Raw genomic sequence first — 23,200 nt, forward strand, 5'->3', positions numbered from 1 at the left:
GATATGGGTGGTTTAGAGTTTGGTACTCCTAATTTAAAACGAAATATACGTGGGGTAGGTAATATATTTAAATATTTCGTTGTCTCTTGGCCTCAAAGATAATAATAGCAGCTGATACTGAAACGTTCATTGAATCGATTTCTCCCTGCATGGGTATAATTATATTCTGGTCTGAATTTTTCAGCCATTCTTCTGATAGGCCTGTAGCTTCGGTGCCTACCACTATAGCCGACGCCCGAGTGAAATTCGAATCGGTATAATTAATCGATGCCGAAAGCGCAGCACAGTAAATGTTAATATTCTTACCTTTTAAATAATCAATGATTTCCGAAGTGGTTCCGGTAGCAATGTTGTTGGTAAATACGCAACCAACGCTTGAACGTATAATATTTGGGTTATAGATATCGGTCTTCGGATTGGCTATGATTACCCCATCTAAATTGGCTGCATCGGCCGTGCGTAAAAGCGCACCTATATTCCCTGGTTTTTCAGGGGCTTCCGCAACAAGAATTAAGGGGTTTTCAGAAGAGATTTCAAATTCTTCTAAAGTATGTGACTTGACTTCTGCAAGAGCAATCATTCCTTCTGTGGTCTCCCTATGAGCCAACTTTCTATAAACATCTTTAGAAACTGAAATTATCTCGGCATTTGGGCAATCCTTTAAAAATTTTTGTATCGACTCTTCAGAAATGAGCTCCGCTTGAAACAGAATGGTTCGTATAGCAAAACCTCCTTTTAGTGCAAGTTCAAGTTCTCTAAGTCCTTCTAAAACAAAAAGACCTGATTTTTTTCGCTCTCTTGATTTTTCTTTTAAAAGCGCTATTTTCTTAATCGAGGCATTTTGAACGCTACTAATCTGTTTTATTTCAAGCATAGAGCAAATGTAAATAAAACAAAGAATGTGCGACCTAATGATAGAAACCTTAAAAACCTATCATGACACGAATTTTAACCCTGGTATTATTTGTTGCGTTATTTAGTTGTAAAGAAGTAAAAAAAGAAACAAATAGTGCTGAAGAAAGTGTGGAAACTTTAAACCAGGCGATAGAAAGAGACTATCCCGAATCTTTCAAGAAAGTGCTTGAATCACATGGGTCGCTTAAAACATGGAAAAAGCAAAAAACATTGACTTTTGAATTGCTAAAACCTAATGGAAATGAAGTACATACCATTGACTTGCATAGTAGAAACGACCGAATTGATATTGCTGATATTTCAATGGGTTACGATGGTTCGGAGATATGGCTCAAAGATGAGAAAGAATTGTATAAGGGTAACGCTGTTGTGTACCACAACCTCATGTTCTATTTCTATGCAATGCCTTTCGTTTTTGCTGATCCGGGCGTAAACTATGAAATGGCTGAGCCTTTAGAGTTTGAGGGCAAATCTTACCCAGGTATTCATATGAGTTATAATGATGGGGTAGGGGCTTCGTCAAAAGATGATTATTACTTGCATTACGACCCTGAAACTTTTCAAATGGCTTGGTTGGGTTATACCTTTACCTTTGGTAGTGATGAAAAATCAAATGATGTAAGGTGGATTCGTTACAACGATTGGAATAAAATCAACGGAATTTTACTGCCTAAATCAATGACATGGCACAATTATGAAGGTCGAACCATAAAGGAAGCCAAAGACCCTACCATCTTTGAAAATATGTCTTTGACCGAATCTTCAAGGCCAGAGCATTTTTATCAAAAACCTGAAAATGCAAAAGTCGTCTTAAAGCCGTAGCGAATCGTAAAATTTTAAGTACATTGTATCTTTAACCTATAAGTTGAATATGGAGGTTTTATTATTCGGCATAGCCAAAGACATTGTAGGCGAATCATCTTTTCGATTTGATGAAGGCGATGTGTTGCCTGGCTCTGTTTTTGAACTGAAGCAAAAGCTAAAACAATCTTTTCCTGAACTGGATAAATTGTCTTCTCTGGCCGTAGCGGTAAATAGCGAGTATGCCGAAGATGAAGAAAAATTGAGTCGAGGAGATGAAATTGCCTTGATTCCTCCGGTTAGTGGTGGCTAATGAAGCAAGAAATTACGATTGAAATTGTTGACCACATCGATGCGTCACAAGTTTACGGTGAACTTTCACACCCCAATAGCGGTGGTATATGTGTTTTTGTCGGGGCAGTTCGTGAATTTACGCAAAACGAACAGGTTATTGCTCTCGAATTCGAGACCTATAAAGCGATGGCCATCAAAGAAATGCGAAAAATCGCTGAAGAAGCCTATGCCAAATGGAATTTAAACCGGGTGGTAATGCGCCATGCGGTCGGTAACAAAGGGGTGGAAGAACCTGTAGTTGTTGTAGGTGCCTCTTCGGGCCATCGAGATGCATGTTTCGAAGCATGTCGGTTTTTAATCGATACATTAAAAGACCGGGTGCCCATATGGAAAAAAGAAATTTTCAAGAACAAATCGGTATGGGTTTCGGCAACACCATAAAAATTAAAGACACTTGAATAGAAACAAAATATGCTGATAGACAATCACAATAGAGAGATTAACTATGTGAGACTGGCGGTGACGGATCGCTGTAACTTGCGGTGCAATTACTGTATGCCGGCCGAGGGCATTAATTTTGTGAAAAACGATAAGCTTTTTACTATTGACGAATTGTCGAGACTCAGTGAAATTCTGGTATCACAAGGTGTCGATAAAATTCGGATTACCGGCGGTGAGCCCTTTGTTCGTAAAGACTTGATGGTTCTTTTTCGAAAGCTTTCAAGCTTGAAAAAACTCAACGATATTTCGGTGACTACCAATGCAACCTTGATAGGCCCGTATATAGATGAACTGAAAGAACTTGGTGTAAGAAACATCAATGTTAGTATGGACGCTATCAATCGCGAAACCTTTGAGCGAATAACCCGCCGTAATCAATATGATACGGTATATAACAATATGGTACGTTTGATTACCGAAGGCTTCAACGTGCGTATCAATTTTATTGCGTTGGAAGGTCAAAATACCGAAGATATTCTGCCAATGCTCGAGTTGACCAAACACTATAATGTTTCTGTTCGATTTTTAGAGGAAATGCCATTTAATGGAGGAAGCAAAAAGTTTCAGTCTATCACTTGGGATTATAAACGTATTCTTGACTACATAAAAGAGAAACATCCAGATTATTACAAGCTTGAATCGCCCAAAACTTCGACATCTATGAATTATAAAATTCCTGGGTTTAAAGGTACGTTTGGCGTCATCCCTTCATTTAGCCGAACTTTCTGCGGTACTTGCAACAGGCTTCGAATTTCGGCCACCGGAGACGTAATCACTTGTTTGTATGCTAAACCTAGTATGAACATCCGTGATATTTTACGAAGTAACGATTCAGAAGTAAAGGTTATAGAGCAAATTTTAAAGGCCATAGGAAGCAGGGCGAAAACAGGGTTTGAAGCGCAACAAAAATATCAGGGGGTTTTCGATAACTCAATGACTTCGATTGGTGGGTAAGTTTAGTAATGGGATGTTGAACATCCTGAGAAAAATCCAAATAAAATAAAGAATGAACAAGCTTTCACATATTGATGATTCAGGCAATGCGACAATGGTCGATGTGTCTGAAAAGAAAATTACGGCTCGATTGGCCGTTGCCTCTGGGCGGGTCTTGTTTCCGCCATCGGTGTTTGAAACATTGGCCCAACAAGATTTTTTGGGCAAGAAGGGAAGCATAATACAGACCGCCGTAATCGCGGGAATTCAGGCAGTGAAAAAAACTTCTGATTTGATACCTTTATGTCATCAAATCAATCTATCTAAAGTAAACATTGACATTACGCCGCAAAACAACAGTCTCGAAATCGTGTGTACCGTAAAATGCAGCGAACGAACGGGAGTTGAAATGGAGGCCTTGACCGGTGTGTCAGTTAGTGCCTTGACGATTTATGACATGTGTAAGGCATTGTCGCACGACATTGTAATCGATAAAATAATGTTGAAAGAAAAAACGGGAGGCAAGAATGATTATAGGTCCTAAATTAAACGGATTAGTGTTGGCGGGGGGCAAAAGTACCCGAATGGGGAAAGACAAAGGTATGATACCCTATCACGGTATGCCCCAACGAGATTACTTGTATCATTTGCTGAGCAGGGTTTGCGAAAAAACCTATGTAAGTGTACGTTCAGATCAAAAAGATGGAATTTCTGATGATTTTGAAACCATTGTAGATGAAAACGAATTTAGAGGTCCGTACAATGGACTTTTATCCGCATTTAAAAAGCATTCAGAGGCGGCTTGGCTTGTATTGGCATGTGATCTTCCCATAATAAATTTGCAATCACTACAAGAATTGATTGCTGCTCGCGATCCTAATGTTTTGGCTACAACTTTTGCACAAAAAGAAAACCCGCTACCAGAGCCTTTATGTGCAATTTGGGAACCCAAGGCTTTTAAAAGTTCTATAGACTACCTAAATGCGGGCAACGGTACCTGCCCTCGAAAATTTTTAATCAATAATGAGGTTAAATTGGTTTTTCCGACAAATCCCAACGTTTTGCTGAATGCCAATTCTGAAGAAGAATACAAAGAGGCTATCATTAAATTATCTTTGGAATAGTTATGCTAGAGCGCTATCAACGTCAAGTAATTTTATCCGATTTTGGTGCCGAGGCACAGAACAAACTGATAAATTCTAAGGTATTAGTTATTGGTGGTGGAGGTTTGGGTATTCCCGTGCTGATGTACCTTAATGCCATGGGAGTAGGTACTATAGGTATTGTGGACAATGATGTGGTTTCTGAGTCGAATTTACACCGTCAGGTCTTGTTTTCGGAAAGTGATGTGGGTAGACCTAAAGTTGAGGTGTTGAGTGAAAAGCTACGCAAGCAAAATTCGACAACGAATATAATCGAGCACTCGACTTTTCTAGTCAAAGAGAATGCTATAGAGATGATTTCGGCATATGATTTAATAGTCGATGCGTCCGATAATTTTCCAACAAGGTATTTAGTTAATGACGCTTGTGTAATTCTAGGAAAGCCTTTTGTTTACGGAGCCTTACATGGTTTTGAAGGGCAGGTGAGTGTTTTTAATTATAATGAAGGGCCGACGTATAGATGCCTTTTTCCGAATATGCCCAAAAATGATGAAGTTCCCAATTGTAACGAAAATGGAGTTTTGGGTATCTTACCTGGCATTATTGGAAATTTGCAGGCGCTAGAAGCAATAAAGGTACTTACCGAAGTGGGCGAGGTGCTGTCCGGTAAATTATTATTATTTAATGGTTTGAGCAATTCATTTCAAAAGATAAAATTTGGAGCTCGACCTGAAAATCAGAAGATGGTTGTGCTGACTAACAATTATGAACTGGACTGTTCAGTGGCTGTGAGAGACGTCGACCCTGCAGATTTTTTAGAAATGTCTGTTGAACATCAGCTTCAGCTCATCGATGTTCGTACAGAGAAAGAGTTTAACAAAAAGCACCTGCCTTTCGCCAAGAATATTCCATTAAATGAATTGGAAGAGCGCTTTAAAGAGATTGACATTACTACTTCCATTTATTGTATCTGTCAATCTGGGGTACGAAGTAAAAAGGCAATAGCTAAGTTACAGTCTTTAATGCCGGATGTTAATTTGATTAATGTTGCCGGCGGAATGAATCAAATGCCAAAGCATGCTCCTAAGTATTGAAAACCTGATTCTACTTTGCTCAGGTTTCTTTGTGGTGGCAACGCTTTATTCTTCGGTAGGCTTTGGTGGAGGGTCTAGCTATTTAGCTCTTTTAGCACTGTTTCTGACCGGTTTTTTTGCCATTCGCTCCATAGCACTGATTTGTAATCTGGTAGTGGTCTCGGGCAGCAGCTACCTGTACTTTAAGAATGGTCATGCAAAATTTAAAGATTTTCTGCCTTTTATAGCAGCAAGTATTCCCTTAGCATTTATTGGAGCTTCTTTTCGATTGCAAGAGCATGTTTTTTTTATTCTGCTAGGTGTCTCGTTAGTAGTGTCAGCTATTTTTTTGGCTTGGCAGACGTTCTCTATATCTAGAAGTGATGAGCAGTTCAAAACTTATCCTAAATATATGAATTACCTATTAGGTGGGGTTATAGGCTTGCTTTCCGGTTTGGTCGGTATCGGCGGTGGAATTTTTTTAGCACCTATACTGAATCATTTAAGATGGGATAAATCAATAAAAATTGCCGCTTTGGCCAGTTTTTTTATTTTGGTGAACTCCATTTCAGGTTTGGTCGGATTAGTTCAAGGAGATATGTTAAATTTGCCTTGGAAAGAAACAATTGCCTTGGTGATTTCGGTTTTGATCGGAGGGCAGTTGGGAATTAGACTGAGTTTAAAGAGGTTTACACCCAACGAAATAAAAAGAGTTACCGCTTTGCTCGTGCTCGTCGTAGGAATTAGAATTCTGATCAAATACATTCCTGAATTGTTTTAATCCTTATTTTTTACTGATCAGGAAGTTTATCTTCCCTCAAATTTATCAAAACATTGAAAATTTTACTTCATCCGGCCTACTTTCCGAACATAGCGACATTCGCAATTATTGCGCAACATGATATTATATGGGAGGCTGAAGATAATTACCAGAAGCAAACCTATAGAAACCGTTGTTATATATCTACGGATCAAGGTAGGCATATGCTGAGTATTCCGATCCAACATGTGGGGGGCGAACAAGGACGACAAAAATATAAAGATGTTTTGCTCGATAATTCTTACCCATGGCAACGTCAACATTGGAGAACCTTACAAACAGCTTACCGAACTTCACCTTTTTTTGAATTCTATGAAGACGATATAGCTCCTCTTTTTAATAAAGAATACAAGCATTTACTAGATTTTAATTTAAAGACCATAGAAACGGTAGGTGATGCGCTTCAATTGAATATATCAGACCAACGGACGAATATATTTGAGTTGAACCCAAATGAAGTAATCGATGCAAGAGAGTTGGTAAATGCCAAACGTTCAATTCACGTAGAGACGGAATCGTACGATCAAGTTTTCGGTGAACGTCATGGTTTTATTGCTAATCTCAGTATTCTCGATTTATTGTTCAATGAAGGAACCAACGTTACCAGTTATTTGAAGCGGATAAATACGGGACATTAATGCTTAGATTTTTAATTCACTATGGTATTCACTTTCTGGTACCCATAGTTATAGGTCTTACCTTTTATAAGAAAAATCAGCTAAAGGTCATTCTGATTCTATTGGCAGGTATAGTTATTGATATCGATCATTTATGGGCCAATCCCGTTTTTGACCCGGAGAGGTGTAGTATTGGTTTTCACCCCTTACATAGTTATTGGGCAATAGGAATTTACTTCTTACTACTCTCGTTTAGAAAAACAAGAGTTTACGGGCTAGCCCTTATTATACATATATTAGCCGATTGGGCGGACTGTTCTTTACTGCTTCAATCTAAATGAGGCCATCACGGGAAAGTGATCTGAAAGTTTCTCGTCATAGTTTTTATGGGAAATAACCTTGAAATTATGGTCTGCTAGTATATAATCGATTCGAAGGGGAAACTGGAAGAGATTGTAGGTTCGTCCGAAACCTATACCTTTTTCAATAAATGAATCCTGACTTTCTCCCTTGAGCGCTTGATAAACATTAGAGAATTGAGTGTTGTTCATATCGGCACAAAGTATAATTGGGTGAGGACATTTTGCCTTGTGGTCTTCAATCATCTTTGCTTGTTTTAACTGTCTTTTAAAACGTGTGCTCAATTTTTCATAAAGTTGTTCCGGTGACTTAGATCTAACATTGCCGGAACCCGGAGTAATTCCTAATGATTGCATATGTACGTTATAAAATCTAATCGTATCATTTTTATATAAAATGTCTGCATACGAACCATTGTTTATGCTGTTAGGAAAATGAATAATTTCGGCTTTAATAATAGGGTATTTTGAAAAAATACCAAGGTGTACTTTATCTCCCGATTGAATTCTTTTGACAAAACCATAGGGGTAATCAAGAAAGGTTTCATCCATTCTGTACCCTACTTCTTGAAAGCCAATTATGTCAGGACTTTCTTTTTTAACAAAATCTTTAATTTTTTCATAGAGTCCTAAACGATCAGAATCTCCATATACCTTAAAACCGTGTACATTGAAACTCATAACCTTTAAATTTTGGTCTTCTATCATTTCGGGATTGTTTCCGAATTTAAAAAAGGTGTCCAATACAAAATAGCCTAAAATTAGTATGAATAAGGACAATAGCATCTGTCTTTTGAGCTGTAGCAGCCAATAGAGAAAAAACACAAGGTTAATTATAACCAGAAGTGGTACAGAGAGGCTCAAGAAAGAAAGAAAAGAGAAAAACTCATCGGTTAGGTAGGGAATGGCACAAGCTAGCAATAGCAATGAAAATACAATCACATTTAGTGCGAAGACTATTTTGTTGAAAAGCGAAAGTCCCTTCATTGCCTAATCCTCTTTTCCTGCCTTGAACAAAAAGTCTTTTTCGGCCTTAGACAAACTCTCGTAGCCCGATTTACTGATTTTGTCTAAAATAGCATCAATTTTCTTTTGTTGGGTTTGCTTATCGTATTTCGCTGAAGTACTTGTAGAAGGCCTTTGTTTTTTGTAAACCGTTTTCAGGGGAGATTTTTTTTCACTTTTTTTGAATAAGTTGGCTAGACCGTCAATAAACTTTGAGAACCCTTCACCAATATCAGTTCCTTTATAGAGCTGTCTAGCGTAAACATAGCCCAAGAGAGCACCTCCTAAATGGGCGATACGACCTCCAACATTGCCTCCCAGCGGTATCTGCACCAAATCCATTAAAACTACGAAGAGTCCGATTTGCCATAGTTTTACGTTGAAAAAGATAAGACGAACCTCTTGATTGGGTATATAGGTGCAAACAAAAATTAAAACTGCCATAACACCTGCCGATGCTCCGATAAGAGATGCGTTGATGCCGACCAAGGTAGGGAAGATATTGTAGCTCAAAAGAAATAATAGACCTCCTAGAATGACTCCTAAAAAATAAATATTCAAAAAACGTTTACCGTCAAAAAGGTTTAAAACGATGCGACCGGCCACATAAAGAATGTACATATTCCATAAAATGTGAAAAATACCACCATGCAAGAAAGAGTAGGTAATCAATGACCAAGGTTGCATCAAGAAATCGAAAAAGTCTTTGGGTAGTGCGAACCAATCTTCAACAGTAGGGCTGATCAATGCTGTGATTAGGCCCATGATGATGAACACAAGTACATTGATTGCAATCAGTTTTTCTGATACACTCAATCTAGCATATTGATATCTTAATCCTCCGTTCGTCATATTAATTCCACCGGTTGTTGTTAAACTGATTCTTTTTCCAATACCACATCATTAAAAATCCGAAGAGGGCGCCGCCAATATGGGCGAAATGTGCGATGCCTGTTGCCGTACCGGTGAAGCCAAAGAATAAATCACCTACAATCAAAAGCGGCACAAAATATTTGGCTTTAATGGGTATGGGTAGAAATATAAGCATTAACTCGGCTTCTGAATAGGTGAATGCGAATGCTACCAAAACACCGTAAATAGCTCCTGAAGCTCCCACGGCAGGGGTGTTGAATGCGCTTAAAAAGCTATCGACCTTATCGGCACCAATTACGTTTTCCCAAGCAAGACTATATTGTCCGCCGGAAATAATATCCAAAATTTGGTTCTTATCAATTCCGCTATCTACAAGTGCTTGTAGCCCATCATTAAACATAAAGTAATTGACGCAGGAATGCAACAAGGCGGCTCCTAAACCTGCCGAGAAATAAAAAAACAAGAATTTATTTCGGCCCCAAATTCTTTCCAAGGGAGTTCCAAAAGCATATAAAGCATACATGTTAAACAATATATGCATGAAACTGCCATGCATAAACATATGTGTAACAATTTGCCACCACTGAAAATTGGGGTTCTCTGGGTACCATAAAGAAAACCAGGCATACATCTGTTCTCCGTAAAGCTGTGCGGCCACGAAAAATAGAATATTAATTATTAGCAGGTGTTTTACCGCTTCCGTCAGTCTTCCCATTTAAATGAATTTTTTATCGATATCACTCTCTGTGATGGTAATGTATACCGGTTTGTTGAACGGACTCAGTGTTGCATCTGTACAGGCAAATAAGTCATTTACAAGCGCTAATTGCGATTTGCTGTCCAACACTTCGCCCGTTTTCACGGCTAGCGTCTTTGCCAAAGTTTTAGATAAAATATCGGTCTGCGAAAAACTTTCACCATTAATTTCCTGTTGATAGTCAGAAATCAATTGGTCCAATATCATACTAACTTCACTTTCCGTTACGAGCAAGGGTATTCCGGTAACCGTAAAGGATTCATCTTTAATATTATCAAATATGAAGCCAATGGAAACCAAAATACTCTCAATTTCTTTTAGCGTGTTTATTTCTGATGGTGTAAATGTCAATTGAAGTGGAAACAATAGCTGTTGGCTTACCGCTTCTTTAACCGTACTATTCTTTAAAAACTTTTCATACAGCACTCTTTGATGGGCCCTGCTCTGATCGATCACGACCATACCCGACTTGATGGTGGTAACTATATATTTTCTTCTGATTTGAAAAGTGGTCGCCAGGGCTTCCTGTACTTCTTTTTCATCGTCGAAGATGGAGCCCGTAATAGCTTCCGATTCAAAACTAATGCTATTGGCAGCATCGTTACTACCCATTCTTGACTCCATACCTACATAAAGACTTTCCCAACTTTTTGCAGGCTGCTTGTTATAGGAGGGTGTCATTTGGTTGCCCTTGCTCTGAATTTCTTGAAACGGATTAAAGTCGGCATCAACCGTTACTTTCGGCTGAACGACCGATTTATTTTTAAACTCATAAGGAGTTTGAAGATTGGGGTCATGGTCGAAATCAAGGGCCGGTGCTACATTGAATTGCCCAAGACTATGTTTTATTGTTGAGCGCAAAATAGCATATAGCGTATGTTCGTCGTCAAATTTTACTTCCGTTTTGGTGGGGTGTATATTAATGTCTATGGATGCAGGATCTACCTCTAAATACAAAAAGTAGCCAGGAAAAGAATCCGCTTTAATGAGTCCTTCAAAAGCCGCTACTACTGCATGGTGCAAGTACGGACTTTTAATAAAGCGATTGTTGACAAAGAAAAACTGTTCCCCACGGCTTTTCTTCGCAAATTCGGGTTTTGTGATAAAACCTTTAATCTTGACAATAGGGGTTTCCTCTTCGACCGGCACTAACTTCTCATTGGTGCGTGATCCAAAAATATTTACGATTCTTTTGCGATAATTATCTGAGGGCAGATTAAAGAGTTCACTGCCATTATTATAGAAATGAAAAGCAACGCTGGGGTGTGCCAAAGCTACTCGATGAAATTCATCGGTAATATGGCGGAGTTCAACTTGGTTCGATTTCAAAAAATTACGACGTGCCGGTATATTGAAAAACAAATTTTTCACCGCCATCGAAGTTCCTTTTGGGGTTACGGTCACTTCTTGAGAAACCACCTCGCTACCCTCTATTTTCAAATGGGTGCCCACTTCATCCGATTCGGGCTTGGTCTGCATTTCTACATGTGCGATTGCTGCAATTGATGCCAGTGCTTCACCTCTAAACCCTTTAGTATTCAAATTAAAGAGGTCTTCCGCCTTCTGTATTTTTGAGGTGGCGTGTCTTTCAAAACTCAAGCGTGCATCGGTAGTGCTCATACCTGAACCGTCATCAACTACTTGAATAAGGGCCTTTCCTCCATCTTTTACAATCAGTTTTATGACGCTAGCGCCGGCATCCAGAGCGTTTTCCAATAATTCTTTAACTACAGAAGCAGGCCGCTGTACCACTTCGCCCGCCGCGATTTGGTTGGCTACGTGGTCCGGTAAGAGTTTTATGATATCCGCCATTATTTCGGAAAGAATATAGAGAGGTCGAAATCTAGTATAAACAAGACTATCAATACTAAAATTCCTACAATGACCAACATTCTAATTTTCAGATTTCTATCACCTTCACGTCTCATATCGGCCATGGCATTGCCAAATTTGCCTTTAATGCCCCTTGGTGAATTTAGGGTGCTGCGGAACTGGTCAAATTTCGGTTCAATTTTAAACGGATTGCCTTTTCCCTTGTCGTCGTAGTAACGCGGGGAATATTCGAACTTCTTGTTCCGTTTAAGTCTCGTAAATTTACTCAGCATTCCCATAATCTTCAAAGTTACTTAAAATCAAAAAATATGCCCCATGGGCAAGGCCAAAATTTGTTAAAAGAGGTTTTGATAGAAATGTTTAAAACGTAGGCAAATACCAGGCCTTTCGACATCACTACAATCTTTGAATAGGAAAAATCGAAATAAGCAATTTGAGGCTATTGCCCGAGAATCGCCATCTTTATGGCTGCAATAGCGGCTTCAGTACCTTTGTTGCCATGCTTACCGCCACTTCGTTCGCGGGCTTGTTGCATGTTGTTGTCGGTAAGAACACAAAAGATTACCGGTATGTCAGATTGAACGTTCAAATCTTTTATTCCTTGCGCGGTAGCGCTACAAACAAAGTCAAAATGTTTCGTCTCACCCTGAATAACGCTTCCTATGGCAATAACGGCATCGAGTTCTTGGGTAGCAATCATTTTTTTACATCCAAAAGTCAGCTCAAAACTGCCGGGCACGTTCCAACGGATAATATTATTCTCCAGAGCACCACAATCGATAAGAGCGTCATGCGCCCCGGAAAAAAGACCTTCGGTAATTTCTTCGTTCCATTCGGCAACCACAACGCCAAATTTTAAATTCTTTGCGTTAGGAACAGTTGTCTTATCATAGACCGATAAGTTTTTGTTTGCCGTAGCCATTATTTGGTGCTTTTCGCCATACCGATGAAAGCATCGATGGTGCTAGCTTCATCAGATGAAGCATACTGGTCTTTGATTTGCTGAAAGTACTGTAAAGCTTTTTCTTTTTGACCTAAATCTAGTGCGGTTACACCTGCTTTATAGAGAAATTTTGGGGCTGTGAAACTATTGTCGCTATGTTTTAAAGCTTTATCGTAAAAGTCTAAAGCTTCCTCGGGTTGATCCAATTGCATGAATGCATCCCCTAGGCCACCTTTTGCCAAGGCACCCAATATGTCGTCTTCTGCATTAAAATCTTCTAAATGAGAAATGGCTTCTTGGTATTTCTGCATGTTCAAATAGGCCATACCGGCAGAATAGTTGGCGAGATTGGCAGCTTTAGTGCCACTGTACTCATCGATAATGTCTAAAAACCCGTATTTACCCTCGGCACCGTTCAACGCTAAATTGTAAAGGGAGTCTTTAGCGGATGCGCTATTGATTGCTTGGTCAAAATACTGTTGAGGATAGTACATTTCATTGGTTGCACTAGCTTCTTTGGGCTTTTCAACAAATTGAACATACGCCAAATAGCCAAGAACACCTACGGCTATCACACCGATTATGCCCAAAATGTAGTTTTGATTAGAAGCTACCCACTCCTCGGTTTTCGAGGCGCTCTCATCTAAAGAGCTAAATACCTCGGCCGTTGCGCTTTCCTGCTCCACAATTTCTTGCTCCTCTTCTTTGTTCTTTGGTTTAAAACCGCGCTTCTTGTATGTAGCCATTTTGTTTTTTTATAGGTCGCGCAAAAATAAAGTTTTTATCGAAAAACTAAAGGGTATTTATTCGTTATTTTTGATGTTTCCATAATCAACAGGAGTTAAATAGGCAATATCGCATATGATTTTAAAAAAATTGTCCCTTATAAATTACAAGAATTTTGATTCGAAGAATTTTGAGCTCGACGATAAGATCAATTGTTTTGTAGGTGCCAATGGTATTGGAAAAACCAATGTACTCGATGCCGTGTACCATCTTTCTTTTGGTAAAAGCTATTTCAACCCCATCTCTACACAGAACATTAAACATGGGGAAGAGTTTTTCGTTATTGATGGCGAGTTTGAGAAAGAGGATAGGGAAGAAAAAGTAGTTTGTAGCCTTAAAAAAGGGACAAAAAAAATAATCAAACGAAATGGAAAGGCATACGATAGGTTGTCCGATCACATAGGTCTTTTGCCCCTAGTGATGATTTCACCATCTGATCGTGATTTGATTATTGAAGGCAGTGACACCAGAAGAAAGTTCATTGATGGCGTCATTGCACAATCTGATAAGAAGTATTTGAAAGATTTGATCAAATATAATAAGGTGCTTGCCCAACGAAATTCATTGTTGAAGTACTTTGCCGTTAACAGAACCTTTGATAGTACCACCCTTTCCGTTTATAATGATCAATTACATGGCTACGGAACGGATATTTTTAATAAAAGAGTAGCATTTTTAGAAGCGTTCATTCCTATTTTTCAAGAGCAGCATCAAATAATTACCGGGAACAATGAAAAGGTTTCTTTAGTTTATGAAAGTAAATTGTTGAATGACGATTTGTCTAGGTTGTTAGAAGATAATGTTGATAAAGATAGGGCGTTGCAGTACACCTCGGTAGGCACTCACAAAGATGACCTAAGTTTTCAGATAGAAGAGCACCCTATAAAGAAATTTGGTAGTCAAGGTCAACAAAAATCGTTTTTGATAGCTTTGAAATTTGCACAATTTCAGTTTATAAAAGAACAATCAAATACGACACCAATCTTGTTATTGGATGATATATTCGATAAGTTGGATGAGCACCGTGTATCTCATATCGTGGCGTTGGTGAACAATGAGAATTTTGGACAGATATTTATTAGCGATACTCATGCCGACCGAACCGAAGAGGTGGTGAAACAAATACATCAATCCTATAAAATATTCAAAATGGGATAAGGGTTGAGAAATGTGGATCTTGTAGCGAATTCAATAATATTAACGGTAGATTTCAAATATGCAGCGGATTATTTTTTTAGGTTTGTTAATCCTTTTGGGGGCATGTTCCAGCAAAGTCTCAAAGGAAGATTTGGGTCTTTTAAATGGCTATTGGGAGATTAGTAAGGTGACCTTTCCTGATGGAAACATTAAAGAGTATAACGTAAATACAAGTGTCGATTTTATTATGCTCGAAGATTTAAAGGGATATAGAAAAAAAATGCAACCCAATCTATCGGGCACCTACAGAACTTCAGATGATGCTGAGTCATTTGTAGTTGCTGAAACCGACGATTCATTTGCCATTCACTATAAGACAGATCTTAGTGAATGGACGGAAGTTATAGAGACCCTTCAAAAAAATACTTTTTCGGTAACGAACGAAGAAGGTATACGTTACGATTATAAACGCTTTGAACCGATTTCAATACCACAGTGATGGCGAAGAGAAAAAATGATAACCTGAGTATGGGTGAGGCCTTAAATGAATTCATTAAGGAAAACTGTTTGCAACATGGTATGGATAAAGTAGATGTGCGTGAGGCTTGGCAGAACCTTATGGGGAATGGGGTAAATAACTATACTACCGGAATAGAACTTAGAGGGGAAACCCTCTTCGTGGCACTTTCATCTTCCGTTCTTCGTGAAGAATTAAGCTTGGGTAAAACCAAGATTGTGACTATGCTCAACGAAGAATTGGGTAAAGATCTTGTGAAGAAATTGGTATTAAGATAAAAGACCATTACCGAAAAGATTTCGAATAATGGTCTTTCTATAAAATTCTCGGAAAAGTTTAGTAAACTTCGCGGCCTGAAAAGTGAAATGCACCTTCAATGGCAGCATTTTCATCGCTGTCAGAACCGTGTACCGCATTTTCGGCAATATCTGTGGCGAACAATTTTCTGATTGTGCCCTCAGCAGCATCAGCGGGATTGGTGGCACCGATCAAAGCTCTAAAATCTTCAACGGCATTGTCTTTTTCAAGAATGGCGGCAACGATTGGGCCTCGTGTCATGAATTCGACCAAATCTGCAAAAAACGGACGTTCTTTGTGTATGGCGTAGAACTCTTGTGCATCTCGAGTGCTTAATTGCGTATATTTCATAGCGACAATCTTAAAGCCTGCAGAGGTTATTTTTTCTAGAATAGCCCCTATGTGTCCGTTTTCAACGGCATCCGGCTTAATCATTGTAAACGTTCTGTTTGTAGTCATTTTGAAAATTTTGTGCAAAAATAAGCTTTATTCGCCAACAGACAACTATTAATACTTCTGTTCTAGTTGACCAAGAAGTTTATGGTTGTTACCTATTATTTGCATTAACACTTGATTGGTCTCAAAATTGAATTGAAGAAGACCGAAGCTTTCCACGGCCACCACTTCGCCGACTCTATATTTATTTGGTTCACCACTAAATTTATGATAGGCATGGGTCAGCCCGCTACTGGTAAAATCGATTAATGGGTAATTCATATTCTCAACAGTGGTTTTAGAAAACTCAGAGATATGTCTGTCGCCCGACAACACAATAACTCCCTTGGCTTTTGATCTGGTCACTAAAGATTTAAATCGATCTACCTCATGTGGAAAGTTGCCCCAAGTTTCAAAACCGTGCTCACCGGAAAGCAATTGTACACTGCTAACGACTATATTGAAATCAGCTTCTGAAAATTCTAATTCTTTTTCTAACCAATTCCATTGGGTTTCACCTAGAATAGTGCCTTCGCCGTAGTTGTTCGGCTTCGTACGTTTACCGGTTTCATGGTCGGCAGTAAGGGCAGTTCTAAAATAGCGGGTATCGAGAACTAGAACTTTTATTTTTCCTTTTGAACTATTAAAGTCATGCATAGCATAAACCCCTTCTTGTTGCCGTCTGGGGCTATCATCGGCAACTTTCATAAAATTTAAAAACTCCTGCTGACTTTCTTTTTTAGACTTGAATTCAACCCCTCCATCGTTAACTCCGTAATCATGGTCCTCCCAAGTACCGATAATCGGGGTTTGGTTTAGTAATTTTGCGTACCCCTTAACTTTGCTCTGTTGGCCGTACATTTTACGAAGTTTGGCCATGTTATCGGTATCGGCATAAATATTGTCACCGCCCCAGATCCAAACATCGGGTCGGATCTCTAGAATATCATCCCACAAATGATTGGTTTCATTTTGTTTATTGCAAGAACCAAAAGCCAGATTAAAATCAGATGTGAAGTTTTTGGGTTGAATGACAGCGCTACTGGTTTCTTTGAGGTCAGCATGGCTTTTACAGGCCATCAAAAATGCTACGGAACAGATGTAGAAAAGAAATCGATTGGTCATATTTAGTATAGAATTGGTCAGTGGCAAAAATAAAGTATTGCGGCCAATGACTATGTTATTAAATTGTATCTTTGCGCGCATGAATTTTGAGACAATCGAAGCGGTTAAAGAATTGCTTTCACAGCCGCAAAAAATAGTGATCGTACCCCACAAAAACCCTGATGGTGATGCCATTGGCTCAACACTTGCCCTTTGGCATTTTCTAGAAAATAGAGGGCAAGAATCGGTAATTATTGTGCCGAACGATTTTCCGAAGTTCTTGAAGTGGATGCCCGGTTGTGACAGTATTCTTAATTTTGAAAGGGAAAACACCCAAGCAAAAGCCAAAATTGAAGAGGCCTCAATAATTTTCACCTTAGACTTTAACCATTTGGGTAGAGTTGGCCAGATGCAGAGCTATTTAGAAGAAGCTTCAGCCTCTTTCGTGATGATAGACCATCATCAAGCTCCTTCCGATTATGCGAAAATCATGTATTCAGATGTGAACATGAGCTCTACCTGTGAAATGGTATACAATTTCATAGAATCGGTTGCAGGGGTCGAGCATATTACTTCTGCTATGGCCAGTTGCCTTTATACGGGCATTATGACCGATACTGGTTCTTTTAAATTCAGGTCTACTACGGGCAGAACCCATAGGGTAGTGGCCGATTTGATTGACAAGGGTGCTGAAAACACACAGATTCATCATAAAGTATTCGATACAAACACTCCGCAAAGGTTACGTCTTTTGGGCTGTGCGCTAAAAAATATGGTTATACGAGAAGAATACCGTACGGCCTATATTACACTAAGCCAAGATGAGCTTGATGAGCATAATTTTCAAAAAGGCGATACCGAGGGCTTCGTGAATTATGGCTTAACCTTAGAAGGTATTATTTTTGCAGTGATTTTTATTGAAAATAAAGAAGAGGGTATTATCAAAATTTCGTTACGCTCTATAGGAGATTTTTCGGTGAACGAGTTTGCTAGAAGTCATTTTAATGGCGGAGGGCATAATAATGCAGCAGGGGGAAGAAGCGAATTATCTTTAGAAGAAACAGCGAGCCATTTTGAATCACTTCTTGAAAATTATCATGAACAATTAAAACCATGAAGAGCTTAATTTCCGTTTGTATTGTTGTACTTCTATTTGTCGCGTGTGGCGAACCTGAGCCGCGTAGGCCTGTAGAAGTGAAGTCGGGTAGTTTCTTCAAGCAATCCGTAAAAAGAAATAAAGAGCTTTTAGCTCAAGAAGAGAAGAATGTTCAAGAAATTATTGAAAAAGATTCTCTGAACGATTACATCAATAGTTCCAGTGGCTCTTGGTATCATTATGAGGTTGAGAACAATGAAGACACCTATACGCCACGTCCCGACGATTTGGTGACCATGACCTACGCCTTACTAAACTTTAATAACGATACCCTTTATTCTGAGGAGCAGATTGGAATTTTAAAATATAAAGTAGACAAGCAAGAATTATTTCCAGGGCTTCGTAACAGTGTTAAGCTCTTAAAAGAAGGCGAAACAGCCATCTTTTTATTTCCTTCCTCCCTGGCCTATGGTTACCATGGCGATAATAATAAAATAGGAATCAACGTTCCAATAAAAGCACGATTGACTTTATTGAATATTGAAAGGAACGAAGGCACAGTTGAATAGCGTACCCAAATAGCAATAGTAAAACCCAAATATTAAATTAATAGAATGAAAAAAGGATATTTAATAATACTGAGCTTAGGATTATTGTTGGCAGGTTGTAAAAGCCAATACGCTGAACTTGGCGATGGACTTTTCGCCGATATACAGACTACCGAAGGTGATATTATAGTGAAGTTAGAATACGAGAAAACTCCGGTGACCGTGGCAAATTTTGTTTCGTTAGCAGAGGGTAAGAGCCCTTTTGTGGCTGATAGTATCAAAGGAAAGAGATATTACGACGGTATTATTTTTCATAGGGTAATCAAAGACTTTATGATTCAAGGGGGAGACCCTACCGGAACGGGTAGAGGAAACCCAGGATACAAGTTTAAAGATGAAATCAACGACTCGTTGGTTCATGATAAAAAGGGCATTCTTTCTATGGCCAATTCAGGGCCCGCTACCAATGGCAGCCAGTTCTTTATTACTCATAAGGCTACACCATTCTTGAATGGAAGACATGCCGTATTTGGTGAAGTTGTTGAAGGAATGGATGTGGTAGATTCTATCGCGAATGTCGAGACTTCTCAAGAACCTATGAAAAAAGACCGCCCCATAGTCGATGTAGTCATGAACAAAGTGGAGATTGTTAGAAATGGAAAGGAAGCCAAAAAATTCGATGCCGTGCAGGTAATGAGCGATTATTTTGCTGAAGAGGAGGCCAAAATTGCTGCTTTTGAAAAAATGAAGAGTGACTTTGTTGCTTCTCTTGAAAGTGATAAGCAAGAAGCGGAAGCGTTGCCTTCAGGTTTAAAAATAAAAACGATCAAAGAAGGTGAAGGCCCTAAACCTAGGGTGGGCCAAAAGGTGTTGGTACATTATGCGGGTTACTTAGAAGACGGTTCGCTTTTTGACAGCAACTACGAAGAGGTGAAAAAGAGGTATAATAAATTCGACGAGAGAGCAAAAGCGGCAGGTATGTATAATCCAATGCCGATGGATTATAGTCCTGATGCGGGCCTTATCGCTGGTTTTAAAGAAGGACTTTTAAATATGAAGGTCGGTGACAAGAAACGAATTTTTATTCCTTCGCACTTAGGTTATGGTCCACAAGGTACTAGGGGTATTCCACCAAACGCCGACTTGGTCTTTGACCTTGAAATTACCGGTATCGCCGAGTAGAAAATTAAAATATATTGAACTTTGAACCCGTCTTTGACGGGTTTTTTTATGTCAGATAATTACAGATTACAGGATTAAAAATTCATTTTTTCACTTCAAAAGTGCAGTTCATCTAAAATAAATAATACGTTTCTGGAAACGCCGTTCTTTAACTCTATTACTTATTAACCCTAAATCTTTTAGTTATGAACTGGTACTTGAAAGTATTACAGAATTATGCAAATTTTGAAGGTAGAGCAAGAAGAAAAGAATATTGGATGTTCTTTTTGTTCAATATGCTTATTTCCTACGGATTACAGATTATAGCCGTAGTTACCGAGACTCCTATTTTATTTTTCGTGTACGTGTTATATGCATTGGGAGTTTTGATACCGAGTATAGCCGTAGGTATAAGACGAATGCACGATGTAGGTAAAAGTGGTTGGTTTATAATTGTTCCCTTTTACAACCTGTATTTGGCTTGTACCGAAGGTGATCATTTAGATAACCAATATGGTCCGAACCCGAAAGCGGAAGAGGAAACCTCCTTACAAAAAGTATAATTAATGTATTGTATAAATAAGGGCCGATATCATCGGCCCTTATTTTTGCTTATGCTTTTGGAATATCCTTTAAAATCTCCAATAAGAATTTCCAGAATTTCTGAACCGATGAAATACTAACGCGTTCATCTGGGGAGTGCGCGCCTAGTATAGTAGGTCCAAAACTGATCATGTCAACCTCTGGGTAATTTTGACCTAAAATACCACATTCAAGACCTGCATGACAGGCGATTACCTTAGGTTTCTCTTTGAACATCTGTTCATATTTATTTTTAGCCACATCAAGTATTTCAGAATTTGGGTTCGGAGACCAACCGGGGTAGGTGCCACTAAAACTGACTTCACATCGAGCTAGTTCAAAAGCGGATTTTAGGGCATTTGCCAAATCCATTTTAGCCGAGTCTACCGATGAACGTGTCAAGCACTTAATTTCAATTTCCCCATCTTTCACGCTTACTTGAGCAACGTTGTTCGAAGTCTCTACCAAATCAGGAATCGCCGCGCTCATGGCATAGACACCATTGTGGGCAGCGTAAATTCCTTTTAGCAGCCTTTCTTGGGCTCCAAGGCCCATCACCATTTTGGGTAAGTTAATCTCTTCCAATGAGATTTTCAGATTAGGTTCTTGATGCTTGAGCTCTGTTTTGATCGTTTCTGCCAATTCGTATATGGCCGTTTGAAATGCCTCAGATTGATTCTTTAAAAGAACAATTTTAGCGACGCTTTCCCTAGGTATGGCATTTCTCAGGCTACCACCTTCAATTTCTGAAATACGCATCATATATTGGGTGGATCCATAATACAGAATACGGTTCATGATTTTATTGGCATTGCCCAAACCACGATGAATATCGATGCCACTGTGGCCGCCTTGAAGTCCGTTTACGGTAATTTGATAGGCCATGGTCGCTCTTGGTACGGGTTTGCCATTATATTTTCTATGGGCCGTCACATCGATGCCCCCCGCACAGCCAATATCGAGTTCATCGTCTTCTTCGGTGTCTAGGTTTAAAAGAATTTGTCCCTTTAACACTCCTCCTTTAAGTCCCATCGCACCGGTCATTCCAGTTTCTTCGTCGATGGTAAAAAGAGCCTCTATCGCAGGGTGTGCGATATCGGTACTTTCTAGAATCGCCATAATAGCTGCCACTCCCATGCCATTGTCGGCTCCTAGCGTTGTTCCTTTGGCTTTTACCCAATCTTCGTTGATGAACATTTCAATACCTTGGGTGTCAAAGTCAAAATCGGTATCATTATTTTTTTGATGCACCATATCAAGATGCGATTGTAAGGTTACTATTTTTCGGTCTTCTAACCCTTTGGTCGCAGGTTTTCTGATGATAACGTTTCCGACTTCATCTGAAAAGGTCTCTAAGTTGAGCGATTGCCCAAAATCTATCATAAATTGTATGACCTTCTCTTCTTTTTTCGACGGCCTCGGTACGGCGTTAAGGTCTGAAAACTTGTTCCAGATTGCTTTAGGTTCTAATTCTCTTATTTCTTTGTTCATATGCTGAAATTATGTCGCAAAAATAGGGGTTCAAAAATTGGCATGGTCGATATTTGATTAATTTTGAAATATGCACCGTTCGATACTACGTCGGAAACCTGAAAAATGATTACAGATTGAATAACCCGTTTAAAAACATTATTGCCATTAGTTTGTTCCCACAAATAATTTTGGTGGCATGGTTGGGCTCAAACCCTGAAATCGTTGAGAAATATTACAGTCAAGGTATCTACCCCTTAATTAGTCAGTTCTTTAGAATTCTCTTCGGATGGATTCCCTTTTCAGTTGGGGAAATAATCTACGCACTTCTCATTTTTACCGCAATTAGATATGTTATTACCAGATGGAAGCGAATAAGAACCTCTCCTTTGATTTTTCTAAGAAATGTGGTCGTCGTTTTGTCGGTCTTTTATTTTACGTTCAATCTGGTTTGGGGGCTGAATTATTATAGGATATCCATAGCGGAGAACTTTGCGATTCGAGATAGTGTGACCAGCCAAGAGGTAATCAACTTGTCGGAAAGGTTAATTATCAAGGTAAACACGCTTCAAAATGAAATTACCGGTGATAGCACGGCAATGGTTCAAGTGCCCTATAACCGAACTGAAATTTTCAATAGAACCATTGCGGAGTACGATAAACTTTCCGGTCAGTTGCCATTTTTAAAGTATAGGCATCCGAACCTTAAAAAATCGATGTTTAGTACCTTATGCAGCTACTTGGGTATTGGGGGGTACCTCAATCCATTTACGAACGAAGCACATGTAAATGCGTTGACTCCGGTTTTTCGTTTTCCGGTGGTCAGTGCCCATGAAGTTGGGCATCAAGTGGGGTATTCGAAAGAGAATGAGACTAATTTTATCGGGTATTTGGTTACAATGCAAAATGATGATGTTTATTTTCGGTATTCGGCTGCAGCATATGCACTCAGCCATTGCTTGGGCGCCGTACGTAGAAATGATGAAGCGAAGTTTACTGAGTTGTATGAGCGTATTAATGGCGGTGTCAGGGCAAATTATAAAGAACTATATGATTTTAACTTAAGGTACGCCAATCCGTTTGAACCTGTTTTTAAGTCTATATTTAGTACCTTTCTAAAGGCCAACCAACAAAAAGATGGTATTAAGAGTTATAGTAAAATCGTAGAGCTTATGGTGGGGTATCATGAAAAGCATCCACTTTAATGATTATGGTATAAGTTTCTTCGTTAATTAACAAA

Annotated in this window: 29 protein-coding genes; 18 read left to right on the top strand and 11 right to left on the bottom strand. The window is 39.0% G+C overall.

Going from position 1 to position 23,200, the window contains the following annotated elements; all coding sequences use genetic code 11:
- Nucleotides 1-67: 67 nt before the first annotated feature.
- On the bottom strand, nt 68-874 hold the full coding sequence (locus IV512_RS00230; protein ID WP_209399548.1) for an RNA methyltransferase: 807 nt from the start codon (nt 872-874) through the stop codon (nt 68-70).
- Nucleotides 875-936: 62 nt separating this feature from the next.
- On the opposite strand from IV512_RS00230, the gene IV512_RS00235 reads away from it, so the two are divergent.
- Genes IV512_RS00235 through IV512_RS00280 form a run of 10 tightly spaced genes read left to right on the top strand, consistent with a single transcriptional unit; the run spans nt 937 to nt 7,398 of the window.
- Entirely contained in the window at nt 937-1,737 is an 801-nt protein-coding gene (locus tag IV512_RS00235; RefSeq protein ID WP_209399550.1) for a DUF6503 family protein, read from the top strand.
- A 49-nt stretch (nt 1,738-1,786) separates the two neighbouring features.
- Nucleotides 1,787-2,029, top strand: a complete 243-nt coding sequence (locus tag IV512_RS00240) for a MoaD/ThiS family protein (RefSeq protein WP_209399552.1) — start codon at nt 1,787-1,789, stop codon at nt 2,027-2,029.
- On the top strand, nt 2,029-2,451 hold the full coding sequence (locus IV512_RS00245; protein ID WP_100869057.1) for a molybdenum cofactor biosynthesis protein MoaE: 423 nt from the start codon (nt 2,029-2,031) through the stop codon (nt 2,449-2,451). The genes IV512_RS00240 and IV512_RS00245 overlap by 1 nt, the downstream gene beginning before the upstream one ends.
- Nucleotides 2,452-2,481: 30 nt before the next feature.
- The gene (gene moaA / locus IV512_RS00250) at nt 2,482-3,465 is read left to right on the top strand and encodes a GTP 3',8-cyclase MoaA (protein ID WP_209399554.1); all 984 of its coding nucleotides are present in this window, start codon (nt 2,482-2,484) and stop codon (nt 3,463-3,465) included.
- 52 nt (nt 3,466-3,517) lie between these two features.
- Nucleotides 3,518-3,988 carry a cyclic pyranopterin monophosphate synthase MoaC gene (gene moaC / locus IV512_RS00255; protein WP_209399556.1) on the top strand — a complete coding sequence of 157 codons (471 nt, stop codon included), beginning with the start codon at nt 3,518-3,520 and terminating at the stop codon, nt 3,986-3,988.
- Nucleotides 3,972-4,568 carry an NTP transferase domain-containing protein gene (locus tag IV512_RS00260; RefSeq protein WP_209399558.1) on the top strand — a complete coding sequence of 199 codons (597 nt, stop codon included), beginning with the start codon at nt 3,972-3,974 and terminating at the stop codon, nt 4,566-4,568. Before moaC ends, IV512_RS00260 begins: the two co-directional genes overlap by 17 nt.
- 2 nt (nt 4,569-4,570) lie before the next feature.
- A complete protein-coding gene (locus IV512_RS00265; protein ID WP_209399560.1) occupies nt 4,571-5,641 on the top strand; it encodes a HesA/MoeB/ThiF family protein in 1,071 nt (356 codons plus the stop codon).
- Nucleotides 5,625-6,401 carry a sulfite exporter TauE/SafE family protein gene (locus IV512_RS00270; protein ID WP_209399562.1) on the top strand — a complete coding sequence of 259 codons (777 nt, stop codon included), beginning with the start codon at nt 5,625-5,627 and terminating at the stop codon, nt 6,399-6,401. The genes IV512_RS00265 and IV512_RS00270 overlap by 17 nt, the downstream gene beginning before the upstream one ends.
- 53 nt (nt 6,402-6,454) lie before the next feature.
- Nucleotides 6,455-7,078 (top strand): WbqC family protein, encoded by a 624-nt coding sequence (locus IV512_RS00275; RefSeq protein ID WP_209399565.1) that lies wholly within the window; start codon nt 6,455-6,457, stop codon nt 7,076-7,078.
- On the top strand, nt 7,078-7,398 hold the full coding sequence (locus tag IV512_RS00280; RefSeq protein WP_209399567.1) for a DUF6122 family protein: 321 nt from the start codon (nt 7,078-7,080) through the stop codon (nt 7,396-7,398). The genes IV512_RS00275 and IV512_RS00280 overlap by 1 nt, the downstream gene beginning before the upstream one ends.
- Here IV512_RS00280 and IV512_RS00285 read toward each other — a convergent pair.
- From IV512_RS00285 to IV512_RS00315, 7 genes are all read right to left on the bottom strand, one after another.
- Nucleotides 7,378-8,403: an endonuclease/exonuclease/phosphatase family protein gene (locus IV512_RS00285; RefSeq protein ID WP_209399569.1), complete on the bottom strand. Its 1,026-nt coding sequence runs from the start codon at nt 8,401-8,403 to the stop codon at nt 7,378-7,380. The genes IV512_RS00280 and IV512_RS00285 overlap by 21 nt on opposite strands.
- Nucleotides 8,404-8,406: 3 nt before the next feature.
- Nucleotides 8,407-9,273, bottom strand: a complete 867-nt coding sequence (locus tag IV512_RS00290) for a rhomboid family intramembrane serine protease (protein ID WP_209399571.1) — start codon at nt 9,271-9,273, stop codon at nt 8,407-8,409.
- Nucleotide 9,274: 1 nt separating this feature from the next.
- Nucleotides 9,275-10,009, bottom strand: a complete 735-nt coding sequence (locus IV512_RS00295; RefSeq protein WP_209399573.1) for a rhomboid family intramembrane serine protease — start codon at nt 10,007-10,009, stop codon at nt 9,275-9,277.
- Nucleotides 10,010-11,863, bottom strand: a complete 1,854-nt coding sequence (gene mutL, locus IV512_RS00300) for a DNA mismatch repair endonuclease MutL (RefSeq protein ID WP_209399575.1) — start codon at nt 11,861-11,863, stop codon at nt 10,010-10,012.
- Entirely contained in the window at nt 11,863-12,162 is a 300-nt protein-coding gene (locus IV512_RS00305) for a riboflavin synthase subunit beta (RefSeq protein WP_209399577.1), read from the bottom strand. The genes mutL and IV512_RS00305 overlap by 1 nt, the downstream gene beginning before the upstream one ends.
- Nucleotides 12,163-12,323: 161 nt before the next feature.
- Nucleotides 12,324-12,806: a 6,7-dimethyl-8-ribityllumazine synthase gene (gene ribH / locus IV512_RS00310; RefSeq protein ID WP_209399579.1), complete on the bottom strand. Its 483-nt coding sequence runs from the start codon at nt 12,804-12,806 to the stop codon at nt 12,324-12,326.
- Entirely contained in the window at nt 12,806-13,573 is a 768-nt protein-coding gene (locus IV512_RS00315; protein WP_209399581.1) for a tol-pal system YbgF family protein, read from the bottom strand. Before IV512_RS00315 ends, ribH begins: the two co-directional genes overlap by 1 nt.
- A gap of 115 nt (nt 13,574-13,688) precedes the next feature.
- Here IV512_RS00315 and IV512_RS00320 point away from each other — a divergent pair, with 115 nt between their 5' ends.
- Genes IV512_RS00320 through IV512_RS00330 form a run of 3 tightly spaced genes read left to right on the top strand, consistent with a single transcriptional unit; the run spans nt 13,689 to nt 15,545 of the window.
- The gene (locus tag IV512_RS00320) at nt 13,689-14,771 is read left to right on the top strand and encodes a DNA replication/repair protein RecF (RefSeq protein ID WP_209399583.1); all 1,083 of its coding nucleotides are present in this window, start codon (nt 13,689-13,691) and stop codon (nt 14,769-14,771) included.
- 58 nt (nt 14,772-14,829) lie between these two features.
- On the top strand, nt 14,830-15,249 hold the full coding sequence (locus IV512_RS00325) for a hypothetical protein (RefSeq protein WP_209399585.1): 420 nt from the start codon (nt 14,830-14,832) through the stop codon (nt 15,247-15,249).
- Nucleotides 15,249-15,545 carry a DUF721 domain-containing protein gene (locus IV512_RS00330; RefSeq protein ID WP_209399587.1) on the top strand — a complete coding sequence of 99 codons (297 nt, stop codon included), beginning with the start codon at nt 15,249-15,251 and terminating at the stop codon, nt 15,543-15,545. The genes IV512_RS00325 and IV512_RS00330 overlap by 1 nt, the downstream gene beginning before the upstream one ends.
- 58 nt (nt 15,546-15,603) lie before the next feature.
- On the opposite strand, the gene IV512_RS00335 is transcribed toward IV512_RS00330, so the two are convergent.
- The gene (locus IV512_RS00335) at nt 15,604-16,023 is read right to left on the bottom strand and encodes a nucleoside-diphosphate kinase (RefSeq protein ID WP_209399589.1); all 420 of its coding nucleotides are present in this window, start codon (nt 16,021-16,023) and stop codon (nt 15,604-15,606) included.
- Nucleotides 16,024-16,071: 48 nt separating this feature from the next.
- Nucleotides 16,072-17,205: an alkaline phosphatase D family protein gene (locus IV512_RS00340; protein WP_245224631.1), complete on the bottom strand. Its 1,134-nt coding sequence runs from the start codon at nt 17,203-17,205 to the stop codon at nt 16,072-16,074.
- On the opposite strand from IV512_RS00340, the gene IV512_RS00345 reads away from it, so the two are divergent.
- From IV512_RS00345 to IV512_RS00360, 4 genes are all read left to right on the top strand, one after another.
- Nucleotides 17,204-18,220: a bifunctional oligoribonuclease/PAP phosphatase NrnA gene (locus IV512_RS00345; RefSeq protein ID WP_209399590.1), complete on the top strand. Its 1,017-nt coding sequence runs from the start codon at nt 17,204-17,206 to the stop codon at nt 18,218-18,220. The genes IV512_RS00340 and IV512_RS00345 overlap by 2 nt on opposite strands.
- Nucleotides 18,217-18,768: a gliding motility-associated peptidyl-prolyl isomerase GldI gene (gene gldI / locus IV512_RS00350; RefSeq protein WP_209399593.1), complete on the top strand. Its 552-nt coding sequence runs from the start codon at nt 18,217-18,219 to the stop codon at nt 18,766-18,768. Before IV512_RS00345 ends, gldI begins: the two co-directional genes overlap by 4 nt.
- Nucleotides 18,769-18,813: 45 nt before the next feature.
- On the top strand, nt 18,814-19,929 hold the full coding sequence (locus tag IV512_RS00355) for a peptidylprolyl isomerase (protein WP_209399595.1): 1,116 nt from the start codon (nt 18,814-18,816) through the stop codon (nt 19,927-19,929).
- A gap of 185 nt (nt 19,930-20,114) precedes the next feature.
- Nucleotides 20,115-20,471 carry a DUF805 domain-containing protein gene (locus IV512_RS00360; RefSeq protein ID WP_209399597.1) on the top strand — a complete coding sequence of 119 codons (357 nt, stop codon included), beginning with the start codon at nt 20,115-20,117 and terminating at the stop codon, nt 20,469-20,471.
- Between the two features lie 49 nt (nt 20,472-20,520).
- Here IV512_RS00360 and IV512_RS00365 read toward each other — a convergent pair whose 3' ends face one another.
- On the bottom strand, nt 20,521-21,981 hold the full coding sequence (locus IV512_RS00365; RefSeq protein WP_209399599.1) for an aminoacyl-histidine dipeptidase: 1,461 nt from the start codon (nt 21,979-21,981) through the stop codon (nt 20,521-20,523).
- 116 nt (nt 21,982-22,097) lie between these two features.
- Between IV512_RS00365 and IV512_RS00370 the strand changes: the two genes are divergently transcribed.
- A complete protein-coding gene (locus tag IV512_RS00370) occupies nt 22,098-23,165 on the top strand; it encodes a DUF3810 domain-containing protein (protein WP_209399601.1) in 1,068 nt (355 codons plus the stop codon).
- The last annotated feature ends 35 nt before the right edge of the window (nt 23,166-23,200 follow it).

It is taken from the genome of Pseudozobellia sp. WGM2, assembly GCF_017810075.1.
GTDB lineage: Bacteria > Bacteroidota > Bacteroidia > Flavobacteriales > Flavobacteriaceae > JADNYK01.

Bases quoted from the DNA above. Each gene is read 5' to 3' on its own strand.
- IV512_RS00305 (WP_209399577.1), bottom strand. From the start codon at position 12,162: ATGGGAATGCTGAGTAAATTTACGAGACTTAAACGGAACAAGAAGTTC.
- IV512_RS00280 (WP_209399567.1), top strand. From the start codon at position 7,078: ATGCTTAGATTTTTAATTCACTATGGTATTCACTTTCTGGTACCCATA.
- IV512_RS00330 (WP_209399587.1), top strand. From the start codon at position 15,249: ATGGCGAAGAGAAAAAATGATAACCTGAGTATGGGTGAGGCCTTAAAT.
- IV512_RS00240 (WP_209399552.1), top strand. From the start codon at position 1,787: ATGGAGGTTTTATTATTCGGCATAGCCAAAGACATTGTAGGCGAATCA.
- mutL (WP_209399575.1), bottom strand. From the start codon at position 11,863: ATGGCGGATATCATAAAACTCTTACCGGACCACGTAGCCAACCAAATC.
- moaC (WP_209399556.1), top strand. From the start codon at position 3,518: ATGAACAAGCTTTCACATATTGATGATTCAGGCAATGCGACAATGGTC.
- IV512_RS00345 (WP_209399590.1), top strand. From the start codon at position 17,204: ATGAATTTTGAGACAATCGAAGCGGTTAAAGAATTGCTTTCACAGCCG.
- IV512_RS00230 (WP_209399548.1), bottom strand. From the start codon at position 874: ATGCTTGAAATAAAACAGATTAGTAGCGTTCAAAATGCCTCGATTAAG.
- IV512_RS00265 (WP_209399560.1), top strand. From the start codon at position 4,571: ATGCTAGAGCGCTATCAACGTCAAGTAATTTTATCCGATTTTGGTGCC.
- IV512_RS00335 (WP_209399589.1), bottom strand. From the start codon at position 16,023: ATGACTACAAACAGAACGTTTACAATGATTAAGCCGGATGCCGTTGAA.
- IV512_RS00290 (WP_209399571.1), bottom strand. From the start codon at position 9,273: ATGACGAACGGAGGATTAAGATATCAATATGCTAGATTGAGTGTATCA.
- IV512_RS00365 (WP_209399599.1), bottom strand. From the start codon at position 21,981: ATGAACAAAGAAATAAGAGAATTAGAACCTAAAGCAATCTGGAACAAG.
- IV512_RS00270 (WP_209399562.1), top strand. From the start codon at position 5,625: ATGCTCCTAAGTATTGAAAACCTGATTCTACTTTGCTCAGGTTTCTTT.
- IV512_RS00325 (WP_209399585.1), top strand. From the start codon at position 14,830: ATGCAGCGGATTATTTTTTTAGGTTTGTTAATCCTTTTGGGGGCATGT.
- IV512_RS00260 (WP_209399558.1), top strand. From the start codon at position 3,972: ATGATTATAGGTCCTAAATTAAACGGATTAGTGTTGGCGGGGGGCAAA.
- IV512_RS00235 (WP_209399550.1), top strand. From the start codon at position 937: ATGACACGAATTTTAACCCTGGTATTATTTGTTGCGTTATTTAGTTGT.
- IV512_RS00340 (WP_245224631.1), bottom strand. From the start codon at position 17,205: ATGCGCGCAAAGATACAATTTAATAACATAGTCATTGGCCGCAATACT.
- ribH (WP_209399579.1), bottom strand. From the start codon at position 12,806: ATGGCTACGGCAAACAAAAACTTATCGGTCTATGATAAGACAACTGTT.
- IV512_RS00245 (WP_100869057.1), top strand. From the start codon at position 2,029: ATGAAGCAAGAAATTACGATTGAAATTGTTGACCACATCGATGCGTCA.
- IV512_RS00285 (WP_209399569.1), bottom strand. From the start codon at position 8,403: ATGAAGGGACTTTCGCTTTTCAACAAAATAGTCTTCGCACTAAATGTG.
- IV512_RS00320 (WP_209399583.1), top strand. From the start codon at position 13,689: ATGATTTTAAAAAAATTGTCCCTTATAAATTACAAGAATTTTGATTCG.
- gldI (WP_209399593.1), top strand. From the start codon at position 18,217: ATGAAGAGCTTAATTTCCGTTTGTATTGTTGTACTTCTATTTGTCGCG.
- IV512_RS00315 (WP_209399581.1), bottom strand. From the start codon at position 13,573: ATGGCTACATACAAGAAGCGCGGTTTTAAACCAAAGAACAAAGAAGAG.
- IV512_RS00360 (WP_209399597.1), top strand. From the start codon at position 20,115: ATGAACTGGTACTTGAAAGTATTACAGAATTATGCAAATTTTGAAGGT.
- moaA (WP_209399554.1), top strand. From the start codon at position 2,482: ATGCTGATAGACAATCACAATAGAGAGATTAACTATGTGAGACTGGCG.
- IV512_RS00355 (WP_209399595.1), top strand. From the start codon at position 18,814: ATGAAAAAAGGATATTTAATAATACTGAGCTTAGGATTATTGTTGGCA.
- IV512_RS00295 (WP_209399573.1), bottom strand. From the start codon at position 10,009: ATGGGAAGACTGACGGAAGCGGTAAAACACCTGCTAATAATTAATATT.